Below are 22,279 nucleotides of genomic sequence, written 5' to 3'. Positions count from 1 at the left end.
AGACCGCAGGCCCGAGGCCGGCGACCCGGACGGTTGTCCCGGGCATGAATGCACCCTGAAAATATACCCGGGCGCAGGCTGGATATGCTTCTTAAAGCAATCCACCTGCTCACCGATTTCGGAATGTTCTTCCGCTAGAATGGTATTTATCCGAACATGCTTCCGAGACTGCCATGACTGCCCGAAATCGCCCACTCGACAACCAGGATCGGAAGATCCTGCGCGAATTGCAGAAGAACGCGCGCCTGAGTAACGCCGAGCTCGCCGAACTGGTCGGCATGTCGACCACCGCGTGCTGGAATCGCACGCGCCAATTGGAAACCGAGGGGTACATTCGCGGCTACGTCGCGTTGCTCGATCAGCAGAAGCTCGGCTTCGCCGACGTGGTGCTGCTCGAGGTTACGCTCGACCGGCACGACGACGACGCCCTCGCCCGCTTCGGCGCCGAACTGGCAACGCTGACTGAAGTGCTGGAAGCGTATCTGGTGTCAGGCGAATACGACTACCTGGTCAAAGTGGCCGTCGACGGTACGGCGGGCTACGAGCGGTTTCTGCGCGAGAAGCTCTACAAGATCGCCGGCATCCGTCACAGCCGCTCGATGTTTGCGCTGCGCTGTATGAAGAGTATTCCGTCGGTGCAGATCTAGTGCCGCGGAGCTTTCGGCATCGCGCGGGCGGACACTGGAATCAGCTGGTTCGAAATCTACGAACGACCGCCGGGAGCGTAGAAGCGTCCGTCCCGGCACCCAGAATCCGCCGCCACGCGTCTGCCTTCAACGCCTGTCAGGCAGCAGGATGCGCTCGTCCACCTGACGAATATCCGTGTGGCCGCAAAAGGCCATGGTGATGTCCAGTTCCTTCTGGATGATCTGCAGGCACTGTGTGACGCCCGCCTCGCCCATTGCCCCCAGGCCATAGAGGAAGCTGCGGCCGATCAGCGTGCCCTTGGCGCCGAGCGCAACGGCTTTCAGCACGTCCTGACCGCTGCGGATGCCGCCATCCATCCACACTTCGATGCGCGAGCCGACCTCGCGTGCGATCTCGGGGAGCGCCGAGATCGAAGAGGGCGCGCCGTCGAGTTGACGGCCGCCATGGTTGGAGACGATCAACGCGTCGGCGCCGCTGTCGGCGGCAAGGCGCGCGTCTTCGACATCCATGATGCCTTTCAGAATAAGTTTGCCGCCCCACAGCTTCTTGACCCATTCGACGTCTGCCCAGCTCAGCCCCGGATCGAACTGCTCGGCGGTCCACGAACTCAGGGACGACAGGTCGCCCACGCCCTTCGCATGACCGACGATGTTGCCGAAGGTGCGCCGCCGGGTGCCGAGCATGCCGAGGCACCAGCGTGGCTTGGTCGCGAGGTTGATGAGGTTCGCAGGGGTCAATTTGGGCGGCGCCGACAATCCGTTCTTGATGTCCTTGTGGCGTTGGCCGAGGATCTGCAAGTCCAGCGTAAGCATCAAGGCGCTGCACCGTGCCGCGCGAGCGCGCTCGATCAATCGCTCAATGAAATCGCGGTCGCGCATCATATAAAGCTGGAACCAGAACGGCTTACTGGTTGCGGCGGCAACGTCCTCGATCGAGCAGATGCTCATCGTGGACAAGGTGAACGGCACGCCGAACTTCTCCGCCGCGCGCGCCGCGAGGATTTCGCCGTCGGCATGTTGCATGCCGGTCAACCCCGTCGGCGCGAGCGCCACGGGCATGGCGGCCTCCTGACCGATCATTTCCGTGCGCGTGCTGCGGCCGGCCATGTTGACCGCCACGCGTTGGCGTAGCTTCAGGCGATGGAAGTCGCTTTCATTGGCGCGGTAGGTACTTTCGGTCCACGAGCCGCTGTCGGCGTAGTCGTAGAACATGCGCGGCACACGCTGTTGGGCAAGTACGCGTAAATCTTCGATGCAGGTGATGGCAGGCACGGCTTCTCTCAGCGTAGGGAAGAAGCCATGAGTGTACGTTCTTAATACAGTCACCCGATATTCCGGAGAATTCCTGGGGACAATTCAAAGCGGGTTCGCGGGTTCAACGCTGAGCCGGATCAGACTCCGCGCAAAGGCTTCTGGCAAGCCGCCAGCACCGCGCCGGCCGCAAGCAGCAACGCGGAATAGACCAGTCCACGTGCAAGACCGGCACCATCCGAGACCCAGCCGATCACCATCGGCCCGACGATCTGTCCGAACGCAAACACGATCGTGAATGCGCTGATGCCCTTGGCCCAGTGACTCACCGGCAAATTGTGGCGCACAAAAGCCGTGGTCGACGCGACGGCCGAGAGAAACGTCGCGCCGAACAGCACGCCGGAAACAAACGCCACCCACGGTTGCGTGAACAAAGCGGGCAGCAGCGTCGCCACCGCGAGCAAGGCGTTGAGTATCGCGAGCGCGTGGCCGCCGCGCATGCGGTCGAGCAAACCGCACCACAGACGTGCCGATACGACGGTCGCTACGCCAAGCAACAGGTAGAAGCCCGTTACCACCACCGCGCTCATGCCCGCGTTGCGCAGCAGCGCGACGATGAAGGTCATGTAGCCGATATAGCCGACACCGAACAATCCATAGCCTGCCAGCGCGGGACTGAAACGCGGCCAACGCGGCGCGTCGGTTGCGTCGGTTGCGAGCGTGGACGAAGACCCAATCGCGTGCACGCTTTCGATTTTCCTCGCTGCGCCGATCGCGACTGCGGCGAACGCGGCGCACGCCGCCGCGAGGGCGAACCACGCAAACTGCCAGCCGTGCACGACGTTGAAAACCGTCAGCGGCACCAGCACCGACGAAGCGACGATGCCCCAACCGGTCCCGCCGTAGTACAGGCCGAGCACGAGCCCCGCGTCGTGGGGTCTCGCCGACGCAAGCCGCGCCGCCAGCACACCACCGCTGATGAAAATCGCCGCACTGCTCGCGCCGGTAATCACGCGTAACACGAGTAGCGAATGGGTGTCGGCAACGAGACCGCTGACGGCCATCAAAAGCGCAGTGGCCACGCAGCCGGCACCGAACAAGGCAGCGGCCGACCAGCGGCGCGCGAGCCGCGGAAAAGCCAGCGCGCCCAGCAAATAGCCCAGCGCATTGGCGGTATTCATCGCGCCGGCCTGAGCGAAGCTCCAGCCGAGATCGAGTTTCATCGACGGCAGCAGCAGCGCGTACGCGAAGCGCGCAAGACCCAGCGCGATCGCGCTGCCTAACGACAGGCCGGCGGCCAGCAGCAAAGTGGGGAGGCGCTGCGCCGCTTCGGCGGAGGTTGAGGTGGACGTGGCGGTCGATACGGCGTCGAAAGATTTTGTGGGCATTGGCTAGCGTGGGTAGGCAAGGATGCGGCAGGCTTGCTGTGGCATTTCGCCATCATATCTGTGGGCGCCTCGAGGGGTCCTGCGCCGTGATCACGAGGCGCTCAAGCCCAGTCCAATCGGCAGGTCAATGCTCTGACAAACATCATTCGTAAATGCGAATGATTTGCATTTACGAGGAAATTGACGCATGATGAAGCCCGTGCCATTACGCCGAACACCGTGTCCATTCAGGAGCAACCATGGATTTCCGCTCTCAGTACAGCAGCCGTCCCGAACTGGTCGACGATCACGTCACGGACACCACCGACGCGCCCGACCGCACGGTCCTCAGCGCCGTACGCACGTGGCTGCGGCCCGCGTGTGAAACGGCGCGCGGCGCCGTGCACTGGCGCGACATCCTGAGCGGCGTGGGCTTGCGGCAAGACGGCATTGAACATTTCGACCTGCTGATGCGTTCGCTGATGCACGTGTCCTATCGTCCGCTCGACATGCGCTGCCGCTGCGCCAGCGATCTCGGCAAGGACGAAGCCGTGATTCTGCAAACCATCGCGCTGCTGCAGAAAACGCACAGCGGCGCTGCGCTGCGCATGCTCAACGAATGGCTGCCGGCGCCGGCCGTCAGCGGCGTGTTGAAGCTGATCCGCTGGTTCGCCATCGATCTGCTCGACGCTGGGGTCGAACTCGACGTGCAAGCGCGCCGCGTCACGTATATGCATTGAGGACCCGAGCGCATGACGTTGGAACTCGCTTATCTCTCGCTGCCGCATGTGCATGACGGCGTCGACTCCCAGGCAACGAATCACGCACACGGCTTGCAAGCCGATCAACCTGCTCGACACGCACACGCTATCGTCGGCGTGGCCGCGCCGCAATTCGTCTCGCATTCGCTGACTCGCCACGCTTCGCGCAGCGTCGCCGTGCCACGCGCGGGCGAGTTGCACCTGTGGCGGTTCCGTTGCGAATGGCTACCGGTGGCAGTGCAGGAAGGCGATGCATGGCTGTCGAAGGTAGAGCGCGAGCGCGCCCGGCTTCATCCGAACTCGGCGTTACGCAAACGATTTATCAGTGCACGCGTGGTGACGCGCTGGATCGTTGCCAATCTGTTCGACTGCGACCCACGCGCCGTGGATTTGCAGGACGACGGCAATGAGAAGTTGCGCGCGCGTCATCCGCATGACGGGCGGGGCATCACCATCGATATCGCGTACGGCGGTATCTGGATCGTCATCGGCGTTGCCTCCGCGACGCTCGGTCTGAGCGTCGTCGTACCCTCGCCGGGCGCCGCGCTCGACGACGCACCTCAAGACTCACGCCGACGCGCGCGTTACGGCAGCTTATGCAATGCGTTGCGCTACACGCCCGCCGATATCGATCCGGATCTGCTCTCGAGCGATGCCACAGCCAGCGCGTTCGACCTTGCCGAACATGGCCAGTGGCATGTGCTCGATCTGCCGATGTCGGGCAAGATTCGCGCGGCGGTTGCACTCGCGCCGCCGGTCACGCACGTGCATGCCTTTGGATGGCCGAAGGCGTTGGCGTTTGGCAAGCCCGATGCGTAGTGTGGCGTGCCGGTGGGGCAAATCCGACGCATTGACTATCTGCACGGCGACGCGGTCCGCCACGTGGTAGGCCGGATCAAGCGAAGCGCTCCGCATTCAGCCCTGGGTGTCTTAACGGAACGTGGTCATTGACCACGCCACACATGCGGCATAAGCCTGCGGTGCCACGACCCACTGCGCTGCGACCTCGCGCATGTCATCCGGAATCTGATTGCGCAGCCTCACCTCGTCGCTATCACGCGGCAGCACCGTCAGATGCTGCAAGCCGCGCGTGATGCCCACACCCGTGGTTTTGACGAGCGCTTCCTTGGCGACCCATGCGTCGTAAAACGCAGCGAACTGCTGCGTGACGCCTAGCTGCTCGATCCACGCCACCTCGCTGGCATCGAGCGTCAATGATGCGATCGAGCGCCAATCGAATTTATCGCTGTACTGCTCGATATCGACGCCGACGCGCCGGCGCGGCGACATCGCGATCAGTCCATGCGCGCCCGCATGGGAGACGTTGAAATCGTATGCGTCGGAATTGGCGAGATGAGGACGGTGGTTCGCATCGAGATTGAACCGGACGGCGTATGCCGCGATGCCGAGACGCCGCGCGAGTTGCTCGCGCAGTGCCGCGCGCACCGTTGCAAAACGCAACGCGTCTTCGTGGCGACGAAAGCTTTGGGCTCTCGCGCGTTCTTCGTCGCTGAGTGGCGCGAAGGCAGCATGCTCCAACGGCGTGTCGAAAGCGAAATCGACCCGCCACAACGAAATGTCGGACGGGCCGTCGTGCGGCAATGGAATAGGTTCGATCGAATACATCGCGAAGGTTCGGATGTGGAACGTACAGTCGCAAGGGAATATGCGCGACTGTACCCGATCTGGCGTTCCTGTTTATTCAAGCAGCCAGCGAATGCCCCTGTGAGCCTTGCACCGCAGCGTCGATCACGCCCTCACGCGCGTGCCGCATTGCTTCGAGCAGTGTCACGTGATCGCCGATATGGTTGGCGAGCAACAGGATCAGCTGCGCATTGGCCGACTGACTCTGTGCATCGTTCAGATCGCGATGCATGTCGATCAGCGCCTCGTAGAAATCGTCGGGGCGCGTGAGATTGGGTTGCGTGTTCAATGCCATGACTGTCTCCTGCTATTTTCTTGTGCCGATGTGCTGCGTCTGCCGATACCCTCAGGCCACCCCTTCCACGCACAACGCTCGCTTCAACGCACCCACCACAAAGCTCGCATCGAGTTGCCGCCGGCGCGCACAGACATGCTGGTCCGGGCGGATCAAATAGAACGTGCCCGGTTTGGCGTCGTAACGCGCGGCTGCAAGACCATCGACGTCGTGCACCACATTAGCACCCGAAGCCGCAGCGACCTGTGCAGCGCCACTCGTCACCACGACAAGCTTCAGCGGAATCGGACCGCTGCGCAAACCATCCAGCGCAGCTCGCGTCGCCTGATCGATAGCTTGCGAGCCGCAAAACAACACGCCCGTGAATTGCTGGCCGAGTTGCTGAAGCAGCCATGCCGGTTGCCCGCCCACACGAACCGGCGCATCGACGCACGATGCACCCGGCACCATCAAACCTTCGAAGCTGTCGCCGTCCGATGTATTCAGCGGGGAATCACGCAGCACCGCCGGGACCGACAGGCGGCCACTATTCGTCAACTGCCGCGCAAACGGGTGATGCCGCGAGAGCTTCAGCACAGCGTCACGGAACACGCGGCTGACCGGACTCTTCGGCGTGATGAAATCGGTTGAACGCGTGGAGTTGCGGATGTTTTCGTCCGCGGCGAATTCGCGTTCGCTTGCATACGTGTCGAGCAAGGCATCGGACGCTTGACCTTCGAGCACCATCGCCAGTTTCCATGCGAGGTTTTCCGCGTCCTGCACGCCGCTATTTGCGCCGCGTGCGCCAAACGGTGACACGCCATGCGCCGAATCGCCCGCGAACAACACATTGCCGTGCCGGAACCGCTCCATGCGCAAACACGAAAATGTATAGACGCTGACCCATTCCAGCTCAAACTTCGCGTCGGGCCCAAGCAATGCACGCACGCGCGGGATCACACGTTCCGGCGTTTTTTCCAGCACCGGATCGGCGTCCCAGCCCAACTGGAAATCGATCCGCCACACGTTATCCGGCTGACGATGCAACAGCACCGATTGATTCGGGTGGAACGGCGGATCGAACCAGAACCACCGCTCGGTCGGAAATTCCGCTTCCATCTTCACGTCGGCGATCAGGAAGCGGTCTTTGAATGTGACGCCCTTGCTGTCGAGTCCCATCAGATTGCGCATCGGACTGCGCGAGCCGTCGGCGGCCACCACGTAGCGGCCGCACAATGGGTACTGTCCGTCAGGCGTATCGACAGTCAGCGTCACGCTGGCTTGAGCCGTGCCCGGCGTGCCGCTCTGCTGCACGCCGACCACTTTGCTCTTCCAGCGGATCTCGAGATTCGGCATCTCCCGCGCGCGTTCGAGCAGAAAGCCTTCGACGTAGTACTGCTGCAGGTTGATGAACGCGGGCCGGTTGTGGCCCGCTTCCGGCTGCAGATTGAACGTGTACACCAGTTCATCTTTCAGGAACACCTTGCCGACATTCCAGCTGATGCCCTTGTCCACCATGCGCTGCCCGCAGCCAAGCCGGTCGAAGATATCGAACGAGCGCTTCGAGAAGCAGATCGCCCGCGAACCGGTGGACAACGAACAATCGTCGTCGACCAGGACGACCGGCACGCCCTGCTGCGCGATATCGATAGCGGTAGCGAGGCCCACCGGCCCCGCGCCGACCACGATCACGGGATAGGGCGCCTGCTCCGCACCGCCTTGCCCGCTTTGTTCGCTTTGTTCGCGGCACGGCTGATACTCGAACGACAGCGTCTGGTAGTTGATGCTCATCTTGTCTCCGTCCTTCTCTGCTCTGCTCTGCTCCGCTTGACGCTTTCCGGCCTTTTCATGCCATTATCAGGCTTGCAGCGCGTCCCACATCTCCTTGTCGCGCTGCGCGGTCCAGATGCGCGGATGCGTGATGCCGCTCGCTTCGTCGAAGGCACGTGAAACGTCGAACGGCAGGCAGTGCTCGTAGATGAACACGTGGCCGAACTTCGGGTCCATCGCCTTGCGGGTGTGCGCCATTGCGGCCTTCAGATCGAGCTTCTGTTCGACGGCTTCGCGGCCTTGCTGCAGCAGCGTGGTGACGAAATCTTTCGTGTAATCGAGGCCCTTGTTGACGTCTTCCGGCGTGGTCAAGGCGGGGCCGCGGCCCGGCACGAGCTTGTCGGCCTTCAGCGCGCGCAGCGCTTCGAGCGTGGCCGGCCATTGTTCGAGTTGAGCATCGCCGCAATAGCAGGCGGCGTCGTATTCGACCAGATCACCGGAGAACAACACCTTCTGCGACGGCAGCCACACGATCGTATCGCCCTTCGTATGACCGGCGCCCAGATGCGCGATGCGCACTTCGAGCTTGCCGAGGAACAGTGTCATTTCTTTTTCGAACACGAGCGTCGGCCACGTCAGGCCCGGCACCGTTTCGACGCCGGCAAAGAGACGCGGGAAGCGTTCGATCTCTGACTTCATGTCCGCTTCGCCGCGCTCGACGATCATCTCGTACGTGCCACGGCTCGCGATCACCTGCTGCGCGCCTTCTTCGAAATACGCCGACGCGCCGAGCACGCGCACCGCGTGGTAATGCGACAGCACGACATATTTGATCGGCTTGTCGGTGACGCTGCGAATCTTCGCGATGAGGTCTTGCGCCATGGCCGGCGTGGCGGTGGTGTCGACGATCAGCACGCCGTCGTCGCCGATGATCACGCCCGAGTTCGGATCGCCTTCCGCCGTGTACGCATAGGCGTTCTCCGACAACTTGGTCCACGTGACTTTCTTGACTTCCAGATCGGCCTGGGATGCGAATGCCTTTGCCATGCTTGTCTCCCTCAAAAGTTGGACGTGAGGCGAGACGGCCGGCTGCGCGTTCAGATGCGCGGACTGACTGTATTGGAGATTGTCTCGCCCCGTTTTGACTCTGTGACTGCACCGGTACGTCGGGGTGAATGCATCTTATGGCCACGCCAGTTTATTTGTCAATAGCGAAATGTATCGCTATACGCAAACTCATAAACACCTAAGATGAAAACAGGAAGGCGCGGACTTTCGCGCAGGGCTTCGGCTAACATGGACCCTTTTTACGGACGAGCGGGTGTGAACAAGGCAGCGAAATCGGTCGCCGGCAAAGGCGCGGGCGGCAACGAGACAGCGGATGGCGGCAAGACGCAGCGCGGGATTCAGAGCGTTGAAGTGGGCGGCCGTGTGTTGCTGGCGCTCGCCCAGGCGCGCACGCCGCTGGCTTTGTCCGATCTCGCCACCGCCGCGCAGATTGCACCGGGGCAGGCCCATGCTTATCTGGTGAGCTTGAGCCGCTTAGGCCTGATCAAACGCGACGAGCTGTCGGGCCGCTATGAACCCGGGCCGCTGTCGTTGCGGCTTGGATTGATGCATCTGGAGAACCAGCCGGCGTTTCGCGCCGCCGTGCCGCGCGTCGTGGCTTTAGCCGAGGCGATCGGCTTCAGCGTCGCGATCTGTATTGCGGGGCCGCAGGGGCCGACCATCGTTCGCTACGAGCATGCGGGCTTTCCGCTGCATGTGAATCTGCATGTGGGCACCGTGATGTCGCTGCCGGCCACGTCGACGGGTCGCGTGTTTTGCGCTTATCTGCCACGCGAGGCGCTGGAGGGGATGTGGGCGAATCAGTCGGGTGCTGCGAGTAGCGCGATGACGCCACCCGATGAACGCGCCGCTTTCGAAGCGGCTTTACATGCAATCCGCGCACGCGGGCTGGAATGCAGCGTCGATGTGCCGAGCCCGGGCATCAGCAGTTTGAGCGCGCCGGTGCTCGATGCGGACGGCCGCTTGTGCCTCGCGCTGACCGTGATCGGCTCAACGGGCGCGATCGACGTCGCCGCCGACGGTCCGACGGCCCGCGCGCTGCTTGCAGCGGTTCACGACATTAGCGCCGAGCTTGCGGCAGCACCTTCCTTGTTCGCTTCTTCCGCATCGTGACCGATTCTCTCTCCAGCTCGTACACGGCCTCCGGGGCTTCTGCCCCTGCTGCCACATCCGCCGATGCGAAGCCGCAGCGTGGCATCCAGTCGCTCGACAGCACCGGCGAGTTGCTTGGTGCGCTCGTTGCCGCCGCGCGGCCATTGACCTTGCGCGATCTTGCGGCCGCTGCCGGCATGCCGCCCGCCAAGGCGTTTCCGCATCTGGTGAGTCTGCTCAAGATCGGTTTGCTCAACCGGGACGCGGCCGGCTGCTTCGAAGCCGGGCCTCTAGCGCTTGAGCTGGGGTTGATCGGCCTGCAACGTTTGTCGCCGACGCGCGAAGCTGAGCCGGAAGTGGTTGAGCTGGCGACGTCGACGGGCATGAGCGTCGCGATGGCGGTGCTCGGGCCGCTCGGGCCGACCGTCGTGCGCCTGGAAGAATCGGCGCGGCCGCTGCATGTGAGCTTGCGGGTCGGCACGGTGATGTCGCTGGTGAATACGGCGATTGGTCGTGTGTTCGCGGCCTATGTCGCGGACGATGTGCGCAGTGGTCTGCTGGCGCAGGATCATTTGCGGCTGGCGGGGGCCGCGGAGAGGGAGATTTTTGCGGGGGCGGTGGACGGTCCATCGGCCGCGGGTCGCAAAGACGCGGCGCAACCGCAACCGCAGCCGCAGCCGCAGCCACAGCTACAGCTACAGCTACAGCCACAGTCACAGCCACAGCCACAGCCACAGCCGCAGCCACAGCCGCAGCCACAGCCGCAGCTAACAAAAGCCTACGCGCAGCGCCTCGCGCAAATCCGCGCGGACGGTATCGACACGGCCTTGAGCCGCCCGGTGCCGGGCATCAATACCTTGGCCGCGCCGGTGCTGGACCATACCGGCAGCATCTGTCTCGTGCTCGCGCTGATGGGACCGAGCGGCAGCTTCGACAGCGAACTCGCGGGCGGCCCGGCGCAGACTTTGCGCGCGGCGACCCTGAGATTGTCGCGGCGGTTTGGATGGATGGCGGCGGCAAGCGACCTTGGAAAAGCTGCCTCAACAAACGGCAAGTAATCGTTTTTTCTAAAAACCGGCATTTTTTAATCGTTTTGCGAGCCGAGTAATCGAAACGATGCACCGGCGCCGTATAATCGTTTTTTTGGAAAACACGCGTTTTTTAATCGTTTTGCGAGCCGAGTAATCGAAACTGAGCGAAACGGAGCGAAACACGTGTCCTCCAGCGCGTCTCAGCCACCCGGATCGAAAATCATGCCGCAGATCGGTTATCAATGGCTATCCAACAGGTACGGCGTCGTACCGGTGCACCCGTTCGCCGTTCAAAGCGAGATCGGCCGGACTCGCTCAACCTCTACCGACGGTGACATCCGCCGCGAGGTTTACCCCGAACCTTATCGCCCAACCGCCAGCCTGACCGATAACCTGACTTTCGCCTTCCGGCACGAGGGCATTCATCTGGAATTCCTCGCGCGGCTCTATGCGCGGCAATCCGTGCGCGAGGAGCTGGAGGCATGGATCGCCCGCGAACCCACGGGCGCCTATGCCCGCCGCGCCTGCTTTTTCTATGAATGGCTGATGCCGGAGCCATTGGACGCACCCGGCGTGTCCCGGGGAAACTATGTCGATGCGTTGAATCCCGAAGACTTCGTCGTAGGCACGCCGGTCAACAACGCGCGCTGGCGCGTGCGCGACAATCTGCCGGGCAATCGGGATTTTTGCCCGTTGATCCGCCGTGTCGGAGCGGTTCAGCGCGCCGAAGCGTACAACCTTGCCGCGCCGCTCGCCGAACTGGAAGCGGCCTACGGCATCGACCTGATCTTGCGCAGCGCCGTCTGGCTGACGGTCAAAGAGAGCCGCGCGAGCTTTCTGATCGAACACGAGCAGGACAAAGAGGATCGAATCCGCCGCTTTGCCGCAGTCATGGAAAGCGAATGCGGACAGCATGCCAATCCGTTCGACGCTGAAACACTCGACGTCTTGCAACGTGGCATTCTCGGGCAGTCGGCCCTGCGTTACGGCATCCGCCGCTCGCCGGTGTACGTGGGACACATCGCGCGCTATCAACCGGTGGTCGACTACATCGCGCCGCATTGGCAACATATCGAGGCGATGCTCGCGGGGCTTAGCCGTTTTCTGGAACGTACCAACGGTGGTGCGTCGATCGTCCGCGCCGCAGCGGCGTCGTTCGGTTTCGTCTATGTGCACCCCATGGCCGACGGCAACGGCCGCATTTCGCGCTTCCTGATCAACGACATTCTGCGTCGCGACGGGGCGGTGCCCGCGCCGATCATCTTGCCGGTCTCAGCAACGATCACCCACAGCACGCGCGATCGCGCCGCTTACGACAAGGTGCTCGAACGCTTTTCGCGCCCGCTGATGAAACACTATGCCGACCAGTACACGTTCGGCAAGACTGAGATCGCAGAAGACGGTGTCGAATACAACCTGCACTTTCGCGCCTATGACGACGCGCTGCCCGCCTGGCGCTATCCTGATCTGACCGCACACGTCATCTATCTTGCCGACTTGATCGACGTGACGCTCACGCATGAAATGCGCGCCGAGGCGCGCTTTCTGCACGCCAACGACACAGCACGGCGCGCCATCAAGGAATTTCTCGAAGCGCCGGACAACGATCTGGACAGCATCATTCGCAGCGTCCGGCAGAACGGCAACAGCGTGTCGAACAGCTTGCGCAAGCGCTATCCACTTCTCGACGAGCGGCCGGGGTTGAGTGCGCAAATCATGCAGGCTGTGACCGAAGCGTTTGCGGACGAGCAAAGCGACTAGTCCGCCGCCGGCACCCACGTCACGCGTTATTGTTCTCAGTCCGCCGCGCCTTCGCTTTCCGATAGCGCCACACACCCAAGCCGCTCACACCCGCGGCGATCAACAGTCCAAGCAGCGCGACGCGCTTCTTGTTGCGTCCTGCATCGCGCTTCACGTTGTGCCACGCCTGCGTATAAGTGAACGTCGCCGCTGCCCGGAAATCCGGTGCCGGGCACAGCGTGCCGAACGGTCCGCCGAAATCGACATAAGCGCCCTCTTTCACATAGCGCCGATAAAACCCGAGCGCGCGCGACGAATCGTCGTTGCGCATCCAGTCGGTTCCGCGGCATAGCACTGCCGCGAAGGCCTGCGAGCGCGGCGGCAGCCCATCGGCCGCTTTGGCGATGTAGTCGGCGGCGATGTTGCGGTAGTGAAAGCGCGTCATCGGTTTGCTCTCACTCGCCGCATAACGGCGCTTTTCATCGACGGTGACGAACGGTCCCGCCAGATCCGCCTCCGCGCGCGCCGCCGGTGTGTCCGCCGGCGGCGCGGCTTTCATCGTACGGGCTGCGTCCGCGCCGGCGTCCGGATCCAGCCGCGGCCGGACAACACCCGAACGCCCGGAGCCACCGTAGAACGCGCCGTCCACGTCGTGATAATTCGGCGCTTGCTCGTAGCCCATCAATTCCATCCCGGACTGCCTGGCCAGCATCGCCGCGGCGAACCAGCCGCGCGCGCGGTTCGTGCGGGTCCATGCGTGCTGCGCCTGGTCCAGCGCGGCCGCATAGTCGCTCGCGAGCTTGCGAAGCTGTAATTGCTTGCGCGTGGTTTGGTTTCCGGTGTAATCGAACGAGCCGTAACGCGGATCGTTGTCGGCGGGGAAATACGGCAGCGCTTCGTCGATCCGGCCGTCACGCACGAGACGGCGCGCGAGCAGATAACGCAACGTATCGCCCGTGCTCGGACGCAGCGAGTAGTAAGCATCCGCACCCGCATCGGCCGGTGGCATCGGCGGGACCGGCGAGGCCGGCACGCGTGAATCGATGAACTGCTTCAACTCATCCGTTGTGAGGACGCGTTCGGCGATGTACGCCATATCGCTTGCGTACGCGACATCGGTGGAGTTGTCTTCGTAGAAGCCCACGGTGTCCTGGCGGGACGCCGCGTCGAACAGATAGCCGAGCGCCTCGACATACTGCCCGCGCGACAACGTCAGCACCGCCTGCTCGCCTTGAATCAAAGCCGCGCCGCCGGGCTCGACGCTCGAATCGGAAGACGGAAAATGTCTGGATGCCTGCGCATAAGCCGTAATGGCCGCCGCTGTATCGCCACGGCGCAATGCCAGCTTCGCGCTCACCCAGCTAGCGAGCGCGCTGTGTTCACGCGTCACCAGCGCACTGGCAAAATCGTAGCGGCCGACGCGGTAGGCGAGCGCGGCGAGGCGATCGCCGCCTGCCACATGATCGATGCCGCGCTGCTGGATCGCTTCGACGAGGGACACTAACGCCGGGTTCGGTGTGATGCCCTTGTCGCCACGGGCGGCATCGGCATAGCCGGTTGGGCCGTAACTGTTGTCGTACCCGCCGTAGTATTCGAACGCGCTCTCCGGCCGGTCACTGACAATGTCGCCTTCACGCGCGAGCGCATAGGACACCAGTAGGCGTTGTGCAACCGGGTCGTCGATCAGTGACGCGACACGCGCCTTGTCGGCTAATGCCCACGCGGCGATGACGCGCAGGGATTGCAAGCCGCTGTTGCCGCCGCGCGCCGCCTGCTGCGCGTAGAGGCCGATGGCCTGTTTCAGATCCCCCGGCTCGATGCCCGCCGCGCATGGCGTGTCGTTCATGAAGCTGCGGTAGTCGCAGTGCTTGCCGGTCTGCTTGTCGTGCAGATAGGTGAGTGCTTCGTCACCGAAGCTGGCTACCGCGAGGCCTTCGGGATCGGGGGCGCCGCTCGCCGCGAGCGTGCGCGGTTTTGCATAGGCAGCGGGCAACGCGGCTGTGAAGGCGGCACAAGCGTCACCGGTTGTGCAGTCATCCGCGCGCGCCTGGGCAATCGCTGCGAGTTCGGTTGCGGCGGCTACCGCGCGTGGGGCGCCGGTTGAGCCGGGCAATGCGAGGATCGCGTCGAGCCGCGTGGCCGCGCGGTTGAGGAGCGGTTCACGGGCGGCGCAGGCGGATTGCGGGGCGGTGGGGCTCGCTGCGTTCGTAGTTGGCGAGGTGCTAGGCGCAGCAGCGGCCAGGCTGTTGGCGGACGTGGAGCCCTTCGCGTTCGTGGCTGGCAACGCGCTGGGCGCAGCGGCTGCGGGGCCCTTCGCGTTCGCAGTTGGCGAGGCGCTGGACACAGCGGCTGCGTTGCTAGCGGCCGTGCTGCTCTTCGCGTTCGTAGTTGACGAGGCGCTGGGCGCCGCAGCGGCCGGGCTGTTGGCGGCTGCCGTGCTCACACAGCCCGCCAGCGCATGCCCGAAATCGACGTCAGCGGCCGCATAGAGCCGCGGCGCCTCCGGCACGCCGGTCCCCATTGCGTATGCTGCATCACCGTCGGCGGCCTTGCCCATTGTGGCCAGCGTCGCGACCTGCTCTGACGAGAGATCGGCCAACGCCGCCTTCGCTGGATCGACCCGCTGCTGCCCCGCCGGAACCTGCACGGCTTCAGGAGCCAGCAGATGATCGTCCGGCGTGACGAGACGCGACGCCTCATACGCAAACGAATTATTCGGCGTGCCAGACAGCGTGCCCGCGCGATTGTCGAGCAATTGCAGCGGAAAAAACGGTCCGCAAGCATGGACGATGACGGCGCCGGCCAACAACGCGACGCCGCCAACCAGCGCAACATATTTACGGTTCAACATGAACAGAGACCTTTTTGTTATCGACTCCGCCGCAGCGAAGCCAACCGATGTCGCGGCGCATGCCCGCGCGCAGCAAACCGGGTTGAACGCGGCGCAGCAGCATGCCATGCGCGTCGTAATCGAGTGCGTAGCCGTTGATGCCGTCGGCGGCTTCGCATGAGGCATCGGTGCGGATGACAGCGGGTAAGGGTGCGTCGGTATTGCCGCCGCTCACGAGCGAGACGTCGAAAAGCCCCGGTTGCCGCGCGCTTTGGTGCGCGTCCGCGGAAATGGTGGCGATAAGCGGCGCCCGCGTGAGCACGGCACGCCAGGTGGCGAGACTCCATGCACGATCGTCGGCGTCGGTGGGCAAGCGGAACCAGACGATGCCCGTGATTCCGGGCAACGCATCGCGCTCTATCCGCGTGACGAACGCGCTGATCTGTTCCGGTTGCGCGACGAGCTCATGCGCAACACCTTGCGCGAAGCCATTCGCGAGCAGCATCGGACGTTCGCTTTCGATGCCGGCCACGCGGCCGTCGTCGCCCCACGTCACGCGCGTGCCGTAGGTCGGCAACGCGACGCGCCATGGGCGCTTCGTATGCTGCGCGAATTCGCGCAGCCATGCGCGTGCCTGTGTCGGATCGAACAGGCCTTGCGCCGGATTCATGACCGCATGCACCTGAAGGACGGCTTCGTCGGCATGGGCCAGCAACGCGTCGAGCGCGGGGCTGCCGAGCCAGGCGGGCAAAGCGGTGATCGTCAGTTTGATCGCGGGATCGAGTTGCGCACGTAACGTGGCGAGGAAGCGCGTATAGCCGGCGAGCCTGGACGTCGCGCAATCGTGATCGATTTCGATGGCCGCGAGCGTGATGCCGTGTTGCTTCCAGTCATCGGCGAGTTTGACGATACGCGCGATGGGCAACGTGGTCAGATCGCCGAGTTGGCCGTCGATCCGCACCACGGCTGTTACCGGCGCGTGGGTTGCGGCGAGGGTCGCCCAGTCGGGCGAGATGAGGGTCCAGTCGTCTTGCGAGTCTTTTTCGGCGGCGAGCACATGCCACGTTTGAACGAAGCCGCTGCTTCGCGCAATCGCGGACGTGACGGACGGCGTCCATTTGCGTTGCCAGATATAGGCGTCGTTCGGCAGGGATGCGGGCGCCTTACTGCATCCGCTGACGAGCGTCAGCATCAGCGTAAGCACCAACGCCAGTGGCGACGCGGCACACGCGGCGAGCGCGCTGCAGACTCGCCGCCGCGCCGATGCTGAACCGCCGTCACTCATAGTGCAATGCTTTCGGCACGCGGTAAGCGGTGCCGTCGTATTCGAGCGTCGTGGTGGTGCGCTTTGCCGGACGATCGGTCGATACGCAGTCTTTGCTGGTCTGCTTGCTGAGGCTTTCCTTCGAGGTTTCGCCGACGCGCAGCGTCGCGTAGCCGGCGCCATTAGCCGGACCAACGGCAAGCGTGCGCGTGATCGCCGAGAACGTACCGGCGCAATCGCCGTCCCCTTCGCCGGAATTGTTCTGGACCGCCAGATCGTCGACCACGCGGCGCAGCGCATGACCGTCCAGCACGTACAAGCTCAGCGACTGACCTTCGTACGGATTGACGCGCGACGAACCCTCGTAGGTCACGCGAACGCCGAATGCGCGCAATTGCGGAGTGAGTTGATAGCGAGCGGTATCCAGATCGATTTGACTGAACCGGATCGCGTCGGAACTGATAGCCGCCGGTTCATATTCATGCGCGATGATTGCACCCGACTTGCTGTCGGCGACCAGCACTTCGAGGTCGTACTCTCCTCCGTCGTCTGTATTGCCCGCTTTCGGCAGGGCCTGCACGGCCAGCGTCAGCGAAGGGTCGGCGGGCCAGATTTTGCACGCGGCATGTTCAGTGTCGAGTTGCCGGCCGGGATGCAACGTTTTCATCCATGTGGAGAGGTGGGACTGGCAGTCGGCGGTGGCGTCAGTCGCGGCGTGAGCGAACAGGGGCAGACAGAGCACGGCTGAAGCTAATAGTTTTTTCATTTTCCCTTCAGGATATTTTTTTCGACGACATGCGGTGATTGACGGATTCAGTCAACCCGGCGGATTTTAGGGTGCGCGCTGTTCGCTGTAAAACAAAGACGCGAAAGGGATGGGAATCGCCGGGATACGAGGCCGTCGCGACGTGTTCAGGCTCGCCGGAAGTTCGAGCGCGGACGGCCGGCATGATCGCCTGGCGTCCTCAAGCTGAGTGACCGCTTATGCGTTCGTTACGGGGTTCTTGACGCGGACCATCCTGGTCAATCCCCCGCCGCCTCCGGCTCATGCGACGACAACCGTGCTTTGGCGTGCCGCATCTTTTCAAGCGTCTTGGGCCTCGCCTTCAACGCGACGCCGATCGCCAGCGCATCCATGATGCACAGATGCACGAGCCGCGACACCCCGGGCGTATTCGGATCGATCGGACTCGGCACGCGCAGCAGCAGCGGAATATCCACCAACCACGCCAACCGCGAGCCGACATTAGTCAGCGCAATCGTCGTCGCGCCACGTTCCTTGGCGATCTGAATACTTTCATTCACTTCGACGCTGCGGCCCGAATGCGAAATCGCAAACGCCACATCACCCGGCTCCATGAGGCCTGCGTATAGACGCTGCAAATGACCATCGGTAAACGCAGTGGCCGCGATATCCAGCCGCAAAAACCTTAACGCCGCGTCTTGCACGACGAGTCCCGACCCCGAGCCCACGCCAAAGAAGAAAACCCGCCCCGCACTCGACAACGCCGCAATCGCACTCTCGACCACCACCGGATCCAACGCAGCACACGCATGCGTGATCCCATCGACCGCAGCCTCACCCACCTTGTCCATCAACGTCTGCACATCGTCATCACGTGCAACCGCCGTCGATGCATACGGCACACCACCCGCCACGCTCTGTGCCAATTGCATCTTGAAGTCGCGCAAGCCATGCGCGCCGATCGCGCGGCAAAACCGCGTGACGGAAGGCTCGGACACGTCAGCGCGCTGCGCGAGCTCGGTGATGCTCGCGCGCATCGCAAAGTCGACATCGCTCAGCACCATCTCGGCGACCTTGCGCTCGGCGGGCCGCAGATTGTCCAGCGCGCCACGGATGTGGGGAATCAAGTTCGGTGCGGACACCCGGTGTTCCTTAAGGGTTAAATGAATCCGCGTCGCGTCGCAGCTTCAATCAGCTTTATTCGGCCTTATGCAGCTGTAAAAGGCAACACGCGGCTCAGACCAGCCTGCGTCCACTCTCCGTGTCGAACAGATGAATATGCTCGGCCGGCAGGCGCAGCGTGACGCGCTGGCCGGGCTCGACTTTCGAGCGCTGGCGAGTCGTCACGCACCACGTGCTGCCGCCTATTTTCCCGTACAAATGGGTCTCAGCGCCAGTCGGTTCGACCACTTCGACTTCCAGCGTGGCGTCCGGCTTGTCGGTCATTGTTTCGATGTGCTCTGGCCTCACGCCGAGCGTGACTTTCGCGCCGACCACCGCGGACGCCGGCGCGCCTTCCAGCACGATCTCGCCACAGTCCGTGAGCTTTAACGCAAAGCCCTGTCCTTCCGCACGATTGGCCAACACACCTTCAGCGAAATTCATCGACGGCGAGCCGAGGAAACTCGCGACGAACAGATTGGCCGGACGGTCGTACAGATCGAGCGGACGGCCGACCTGTTCGATCCGCCCCGCGTTCATCACGACGATGCGATCGGCCATCGTCATCGCCTCGATCTGATCGTGCGTGACGTAGATCACCGTGTTCTTCAGACGCTGATGCAATGCCTTGATTTCCGTGCGCATCTGCACACGTAGTTTGGCGTCGAGATTGGACAGCGGTTCGTCGAACAGAAACAGCGACGGCTCGCGCACCACTGCGCGGCCCATTGCCACCCGCTGACGTTGGCCACCGGACAGCGCACGCGGCAAACGGTCCAGATAGCTGCTGAGGTTCAGCATCTTCGCCGCGGCTTCGATCCGCGGCTTGAAACTCGCGGACGATTCCTTGCGAATCCGCGGCCCGAACGCGATGTTTTCGTAGACCGACAGATGCGGATAGAGCGCGTAGCTCTGGAACACCATCGAGATATTGCGCTGCTGTGGCGCAAGCGTATTGGCGCGCGTTCCGCCGATCATCAGATCGCCGCCGCTGATCTCCTCGAGCCCCGCCACCATGCGCATCAGCGTGCTTTTGCCGCAACCCGACGGGCCGACCAGTACGACGAACTCGCCGTCGTCGATGTCGAGATCGATGCCGTGCACCACTTGCGTGTCGCCATAGCGTTTGAAGATGCCGCTCAGTTGCACTGCTGCCATGCTGTCCTCATCGTCGTGCTGTCATGCGGTTGTGCTGGGTTGCTTCATCGAAGTCGAAGCAAGGAGCACGCCGCGCTATCCATTCAATGCTTTCAAATTGATTCAAGCGTCAGTTCTTCCGCCATCAAACGGTTGCCGGCCATCAGCCCACCGTCGACCGGCAACGCGACGCCGGTAATCACCCGCGCCATCGGCGAGGCGAGAAACAGCACCGCGTCGGCGATGTCGTCGGGCGTCGCGAAGTCGCGCAACGGGTACCACTTCTTCAGATCCTCGAAGACCTGCGGATTCTTGTCGACGCGCGCCTGCCATGCCTGCGTCTTCACCGTGCCCGGACAGACAATGTTCGCGCGAATCCCATAGCGGCCGAGTTCGATCGCCAGCGCTTTCGTGTAGCTGATGAGCCCCGCCTTCGCCGCGCTATATGCCGGATGCCCGAGCGCGGCCATGCCGTTCACCGAGCCGATCAGTACCAGCGCGCCCTTCTGCCGTTCGATCATTGAGGCGCGCACCGCTTCCACCGTGTGATACGTACCGTTCAAGTTCAGATGGATGTCGCGTTGCCAGCTAGCGGCGTCCGTCGTGGCGAGCGTCAGGCCTTTCGCAGCGCCCGCGTTGGCGACCAACACATCCACCGGACCGCGCGTCTTGACCGCTTCGGCCACCGCTTGCTGCACTGCGGCAGCGTCGCCGAGGTCGACCGCGATCGGCGTGACATGCGCCTCGCCGATTTGCGCCGTTAATCCACTCAGCGCGACCGCGTCGATATCGAGCGCCAGCACCGTATCGCCCTGCTCCACGAAGCGCTTGCACAACACGCTGCCGATGCCGCCGCAAGCGCCCGTTACCAAGACCACACGATTCATGTCCGCCCTCGCTCCTCAATCCTGTTGCAGCGCCAGACTGGCGTGTAAATTTCCTACAAAACGACTACCGCTCAGTTGTCCAGTCATCCCGAATATTGGGTATCCATGACTTCGCGTTACGCAGAATATCCCTGCTTTACAGCATCTTATGCACAAAACTGGCCGAGAAGAAATATGGCAGACCCTACGTGACAAGCTATTTTGCGTCATGTAGGATTTTTTCAAACAAATCAACCCAAGCGGCCGGCGACGGCAGCAGACCACCCCCCACCATCGTTGGATGGGACCGGAGTGAGCCTAAAGCGCTAACTCCGTTCGACACAGGAGAGAGAGAAAATGTCGTTGCATGCCCGTGCTTCCCTCGCGCTAGGCAAAGTTGCCATGGCGCTCGCGTTTGCAGGTATCGCCGTCGCGGCTCACGCCGACACGGTTCGCGTAACGGTCGCGCATTACAGCGATGCCACCGCGCCGTACTTCGAAAAGATGGCCCGCAACTTCGAGAAGGCCAACCCCGGCACGACCATCAAGATCGAAGACGTGAGCTGGGACACGCTGCAACAAAAACTGCAGACGGACATTACCGGTAACGCCAACGCCGACCTCGCGATTGTCGGCACGCGCTGGCTGCTTGACTTTGTGAAGGACGACGTCGCCGAACCGCTCGACGGTTACATGGACGCCAGCTTCAAGGGCCGCTTCATCGGCCCATTCCTGGCGCCTGGAGAAATCAACGGCAAGGTGTACGGCCTGCCGATCGCCGCTTCCGCGCGGGCGCTCTACTACAACAAGGATCTGCTCGCGAAGGTCGGTTATCCCGACGGCCCGAAGACGTGGAATGACGTGATCGACGCGTCGAAGAAACTGAAGGCGCAGGGCATTGCCGGCTTCGGTCTGCAAGGCAAGGAAATCGAAACCGACGTCTACTATTACTACGCCCTGTGGACCAACGGTGGCGATGTGGTCGGCAAGGACGGCAAGGCGGCATTCAATTCGCCGGCCGGCATCAAGGCGGCCACGTTGTACAAGACGATGATCGACCAGGGCCTGACGCAACCTGGCGTGACCGGCTACAGCCGCGAAGACGTGCAGAACCTGTTCAAGCAGGGCCGCGTCGCGATGGACATCTCCGCACCGTTCCTCGCAAAGCAGATCAAGAAAGAAGTGCCGAATTTGAAGTACGGCATCGTTCCGATCCCGATGGGCACGACGCACGCCACCTATGCGGTGACCGACTCGATCGTGATGTTCAAGAACTCGAAGGTGAAGAAGTCGGCGTGGAAGTTCCTCGACTATCTGTTCACGAAGGAACCGCGTGTAGAGTTCACGACCACCGAAGGCTTCCTGCCGACCACCAAGGCCGAGGCGACCGATCCGGCGTTCAGCGATCCGGATACCAAAGCTTTCGTCGCGCTGCTGCCGACGGCTCACTTCGCGCCGACCGTGACCGGTTGGGAAGACACCGCGAAGGCTGTGACCGATTCAATGCAATCGATCTATTTGGGCAAGGCAAAGCCGGCTGATGCGTTGAATGCTGCGGCCGCGCAAGCAAACAAGTCGCTCGGTAAGTGATTGCGCGTAGTCTCGTAGTGATTTGCTGAATACGGAACGCG

The 22,279-nt window shown here is 62.8% G+C and carries 19 protein-coding genes; 7 read left to right on the top strand and 12 right to left on the bottom strand.

The genetic code is table 11. The features are described 5' to 3' along the window. Positions 1 to 173 precede the first annotated feature (173 nt). Positions 174 to 647, top strand: coding sequence for an Lrp/AsnC family transcriptional regulator (locus P0D84_RS23760; RefSeq protein ID WP_408340961.1), 474 nt, complete (start codon positions 174 to 176; stop codon positions 645 to 647). A gap of 126 nt (positions 648 to 773) precedes the next feature. Here P0D84_RS23760 and P0D84_RS23755 read toward each other — a convergent pair whose 3' ends face one another. Together P0D84_RS23755 and P0D84_RS23750 are read right to left on the bottom strand one after the other, a co-directional pair. Beyond that, entirely contained in the window at positions 774 to 1,919 is a 1,146-nt protein-coding gene (locus tag P0D84_RS23755; RefSeq protein ID WP_408340959.1) for an alpha-hydroxy acid oxidase, read from the bottom strand. Between the two features lie 119 nt (positions 1,920 to 2,038). Then, on the bottom strand, positions 2,039 to 3,286 hold the full coding sequence (locus tag P0D84_RS23750; protein ID WP_408340957.1) for a YbfB/YjiJ family MFS transporter: 1,248 nt from the start codon (positions 3,284 to 3,286) through the stop codon (positions 2,039 to 2,041). Positions 3,287 to 3,525: 239 nt separating this feature from the next. Between P0D84_RS23750 and P0D84_RS23745 the strand changes: the two genes are divergently transcribed. Together P0D84_RS23745 and P0D84_RS23740 are read left to right on the top strand one after the other, a co-directional pair. Next, complete coding sequence (locus P0D84_RS23745; protein ID WP_408340955.1) at positions 3,526 to 4,005, top strand: hypothetical protein; 480 nt, start codon at positions 3,526 to 3,528, stop codon at positions 4,003 to 4,005. 12 nt (positions 4,006 to 4,017) lie between these two features. After that, complete coding sequence (locus P0D84_RS23740) at positions 4,018 to 4,845, top strand: 4'-phosphopantetheinyl transferase family protein (protein WP_408340953.1); 828 nt, start codon at positions 4,018 to 4,020, stop codon at positions 4,843 to 4,845. 111 nt (positions 4,846 to 4,956) lie between these two features. Here P0D84_RS23740 and P0D84_RS23735 read toward each other — a convergent pair whose 3' ends face one another. From P0D84_RS23735 to P0D84_RS23720, 4 genes are all read right to left on the bottom strand, one after another. Beyond that, the gene (locus tag P0D84_RS23735) at positions 4,957 to 5,652 is read right to left on the bottom strand and encodes a 4'-phosphopantetheinyl transferase family protein (protein ID WP_408340951.1); all 696 of its coding nucleotides are present in this window, start codon (positions 5,650 to 5,652) and stop codon (positions 4,957 to 4,959) included. A 76-nt stretch (positions 5,653 to 5,728) separates the two neighbouring features. Continuing rightward, positions 5,729 to 5,965 (bottom strand): DUF2783 domain-containing protein, encoded by a 237-nt coding sequence (locus tag P0D84_RS23730; RefSeq protein WP_408340949.1) that lies wholly within the window; start codon positions 5,963 to 5,965, stop codon positions 5,729 to 5,731. A 51-nt stretch (positions 5,966 to 6,016) separates the two neighbouring features. Next, positions 6,017 to 7,735, bottom strand: coding sequence for an FAD-dependent oxidoreductase (locus P0D84_RS23725; protein WP_408340947.1), 1,719 nt, complete (start codon positions 7,733 to 7,735; stop codon positions 6,017 to 6,019). Positions 7,736 to 7,801: 66 nt separating this feature from the next. After that, positions 7,802 to 8,761: an MBL fold metallo-hydrolase gene (locus P0D84_RS23720; protein ID WP_408340945.1), complete on the bottom strand. Its 960-nt coding sequence runs from the start codon at positions 8,759 to 8,761 to the stop codon at positions 7,802 to 7,804. Between the two features lie 249 nt (positions 8,762 to 9,010). Here P0D84_RS23720 and P0D84_RS23715 point away from each other — a divergent pair, with 249 nt between their 5' ends. The 3 genes from P0D84_RS23715 to P0D84_RS23705 all read left to right on the top strand — a co-directional run bounded on the left by P0D84_RS23715 (position 9,011) and on the right by P0D84_RS23705 (position 12,666). Next, positions 9,011 to 9,895 carry an IclR family transcriptional regulator gene (locus P0D84_RS23715; protein WP_408340943.1) on the top strand — a complete coding sequence of 295 codons (885 nt, stop codon included), beginning with the start codon at positions 9,011 to 9,013 and terminating at the stop codon, positions 9,893 to 9,895. Continuing rightward, entirely contained in the window at positions 9,892 to 10,932 is a 1,041-nt protein-coding gene (locus P0D84_RS23710) for an IclR family transcriptional regulator (RefSeq protein ID WP_408340941.1), read from the top strand. The genes P0D84_RS23715 and P0D84_RS23710 overlap by 4 nt, the downstream gene beginning before the upstream one ends. Before the next feature lie 195 nt (positions 10,933 to 11,127). After that, positions 11,128 to 12,666, top strand: a complete 1,539-nt coding sequence (locus P0D84_RS23705; RefSeq protein ID WP_408340939.1) for a Fic family protein — start codon at positions 11,128 to 11,130, stop codon at positions 12,664 to 12,666. Positions 12,667 to 12,685: 19 nt separating this feature from the next. On the opposite strand, the gene P0D84_RS23700 is transcribed toward P0D84_RS23705, so the two are convergent. From P0D84_RS23700 to P0D84_RS23675, 6 genes are all read right to left on the bottom strand, one after another. Continuing rightward, on the bottom strand, positions 12,686 to 15,496 hold the full coding sequence (locus P0D84_RS23700) for a hypothetical protein (protein WP_408340937.1): 2,811 nt from the start codon (positions 15,494 to 15,496) through the stop codon (positions 12,686 to 12,688). Next, positions 15,483 to 16,760, bottom strand: a complete 1,278-nt coding sequence (locus P0D84_RS23695; RefSeq protein WP_408340935.1) for a DUF3142 domain-containing protein — start codon at positions 16,758 to 16,760, stop codon at positions 15,483 to 15,485. The genes P0D84_RS23700 and P0D84_RS23695 overlap by 14 nt, the downstream gene beginning before the upstream one ends. Further along, the gene (locus P0D84_RS23690) at positions 16,753 to 17,505 is read right to left on the bottom strand and encodes a PA3715 family protein (protein ID WP_408340933.1); all 753 of its coding nucleotides are present in this window, start codon (positions 17,503 to 17,505) and stop codon (positions 16,753 to 16,755) included. The genes P0D84_RS23695 and P0D84_RS23690 overlap by 8 nt, the downstream gene beginning before the upstream one ends. Positions 17,506 to 17,762: 257 nt before the next feature. Continuing rightward, complete coding sequence (locus tag P0D84_RS23685) at positions 17,763 to 18,626, bottom strand: MurR/RpiR family transcriptional regulator (protein WP_408340931.1); 864 nt, start codon at positions 18,624 to 18,626, stop codon at positions 17,763 to 17,765. Between the two features lie 94 nt (positions 18,627 to 18,720). Continuing rightward, positions 18,721 to 19,803: an ABC transporter ATP-binding protein gene (locus P0D84_RS23680; RefSeq protein ID WP_408340929.1), complete on the bottom strand. Its 1,083-nt coding sequence runs from the start codon at positions 19,801 to 19,803 to the stop codon at positions 18,721 to 18,723. Positions 19,804 to 19,895: 92 nt separating this feature from the next. Continuing rightward, positions 19,896 to 20,669 (bottom strand): SDR family oxidoreductase, encoded by a 774-nt coding sequence (locus P0D84_RS23675; RefSeq protein WP_408340927.1) that lies wholly within the window; start codon positions 20,667 to 20,669, stop codon positions 19,896 to 19,898. Between the two features lie 336 nt (positions 20,670 to 21,005). Here P0D84_RS23675 and P0D84_RS23670 point away from each other — a divergent pair, with 336 nt between their 5' ends. Beyond that, positions 21,006 to 22,238 (top strand): ABC transporter substrate-binding protein, encoded by a 1,233-nt coding sequence (locus tag P0D84_RS23670; RefSeq protein WP_408340925.1) that lies wholly within the window; start codon positions 21,006 to 21,008, stop codon positions 22,236 to 22,238. Positions 22,239 to 22,279: the final 41 nt, after the last annotated feature.

It is taken from the genome of Paraburkholderia sp. RL17-337-BIB-A (genome assembly GCF_046025895.1).
GTDB lineage: Bacteria > Pseudomonadota > Gammaproteobacteria > Burkholderiales > Burkholderiaceae > Paraburkholderia > Paraburkholderia fungorum_C.
This window is presented reverse-complemented; position numbering and strand designations above follow the sequence as displayed.

Excerpts from the sequence above, each read along its gene's own strand:
- P0D84_RS23760 (WP_408340961.1), top strand. The coding sequence starts at position 174 with ATGACTGCCCGAAATCGCCCACTCGACAACCAGGATCGGAAGATCCTG.
- P0D84_RS23750 (WP_408340957.1), bottom strand. The coding sequence starts at position 3,286 with ATGCCCACAAAATCTTTCGACGCCGTATCGACCGCCACGTCCACCTCA.
- P0D84_RS23745 (WP_408340955.1), top strand. The coding sequence starts at position 3,526 with ATGGATTTCCGCTCTCAGTACAGCAGCCGTCCCGAACTGGTCGACGAT.
- P0D84_RS23740 (WP_408340953.1), top strand. The coding sequence starts at position 4,018 with ATGACGTTGGAACTCGCTTATCTCTCGCTGCCGCATGTGCATGACGGC.
- P0D84_RS23735 (WP_408340951.1), bottom strand. The coding sequence starts at position 5,652 with ATGTATTCGATCGAACCTATTCCATTGCCGCACGACGGCCCGTCCGAC.
- P0D84_RS23730 (WP_408340949.1), bottom strand. The coding sequence starts at position 5,965 with ATGGCATTGAACACGCAACCCAATCTCACGCGCCCCGACGATTTCTAC.
- P0D84_RS23725 (WP_408340947.1), bottom strand. The coding sequence starts at position 7,735 with ATGAGCATCAACTACCAGACGCTGTCGTTCGAGTATCAGCCGTGCCGC.
- P0D84_RS23720 (WP_408340945.1), bottom strand. The coding sequence starts at position 8,761 with ATGGCAAAGGCATTCGCATCCCAGGCCGATCTGGAAGTCAAGAAAGTC.
- P0D84_RS23715 (WP_408340943.1), top strand. The coding sequence starts at position 9,011 with ATGGACCCTTTTTACGGACGAGCGGGTGTGAACAAGGCAGCGAAATCG.
- P0D84_RS23705 (WP_408340939.1), top strand. The coding sequence starts at position 11,128 with ATGCCGCAGATCGGTTATCAATGGCTATCCAACAGGTACGGCGTCGTA.
- P0D84_RS23700 (WP_408340937.1), bottom strand. The coding sequence starts at position 15,496 with ATGTTGAACCGTAAATATGTTGCGCTGGTTGGCGGCGTCGCGTTGTTG.
- P0D84_RS23695 (WP_408340935.1), bottom strand. The coding sequence starts at position 16,760 with ATGAGTGACGGCGGTTCAGCATCGGCGCGGCGGCGAGTCTGCAGCGCG.
- P0D84_RS23690 (WP_408340933.1), bottom strand. The coding sequence starts at position 17,505 with ATGAAAAAACTATTAGCTTCAGCCGTGCTCTGTCTGCCCCTGTTCGCT.
- P0D84_RS23680 (WP_408340929.1), bottom strand. The coding sequence starts at position 19,803 with ATGGCAGCAGTGCAACTGAGCGGCATCTTCAAACGCTATGGCGACACG.
- P0D84_RS23675 (WP_408340927.1), bottom strand. The coding sequence starts at position 20,669 with ATGAATCGTGTGGTCTTGGTAACGGGCGCTTGCGGCGGCATCGGCAGC.
- P0D84_RS23670 (WP_408340925.1), top strand. The coding sequence starts at position 21,006 with ATGTCGTTGCATGCCCGTGCTTCCCTCGCGCTAGGCAAAGTTGCCATG.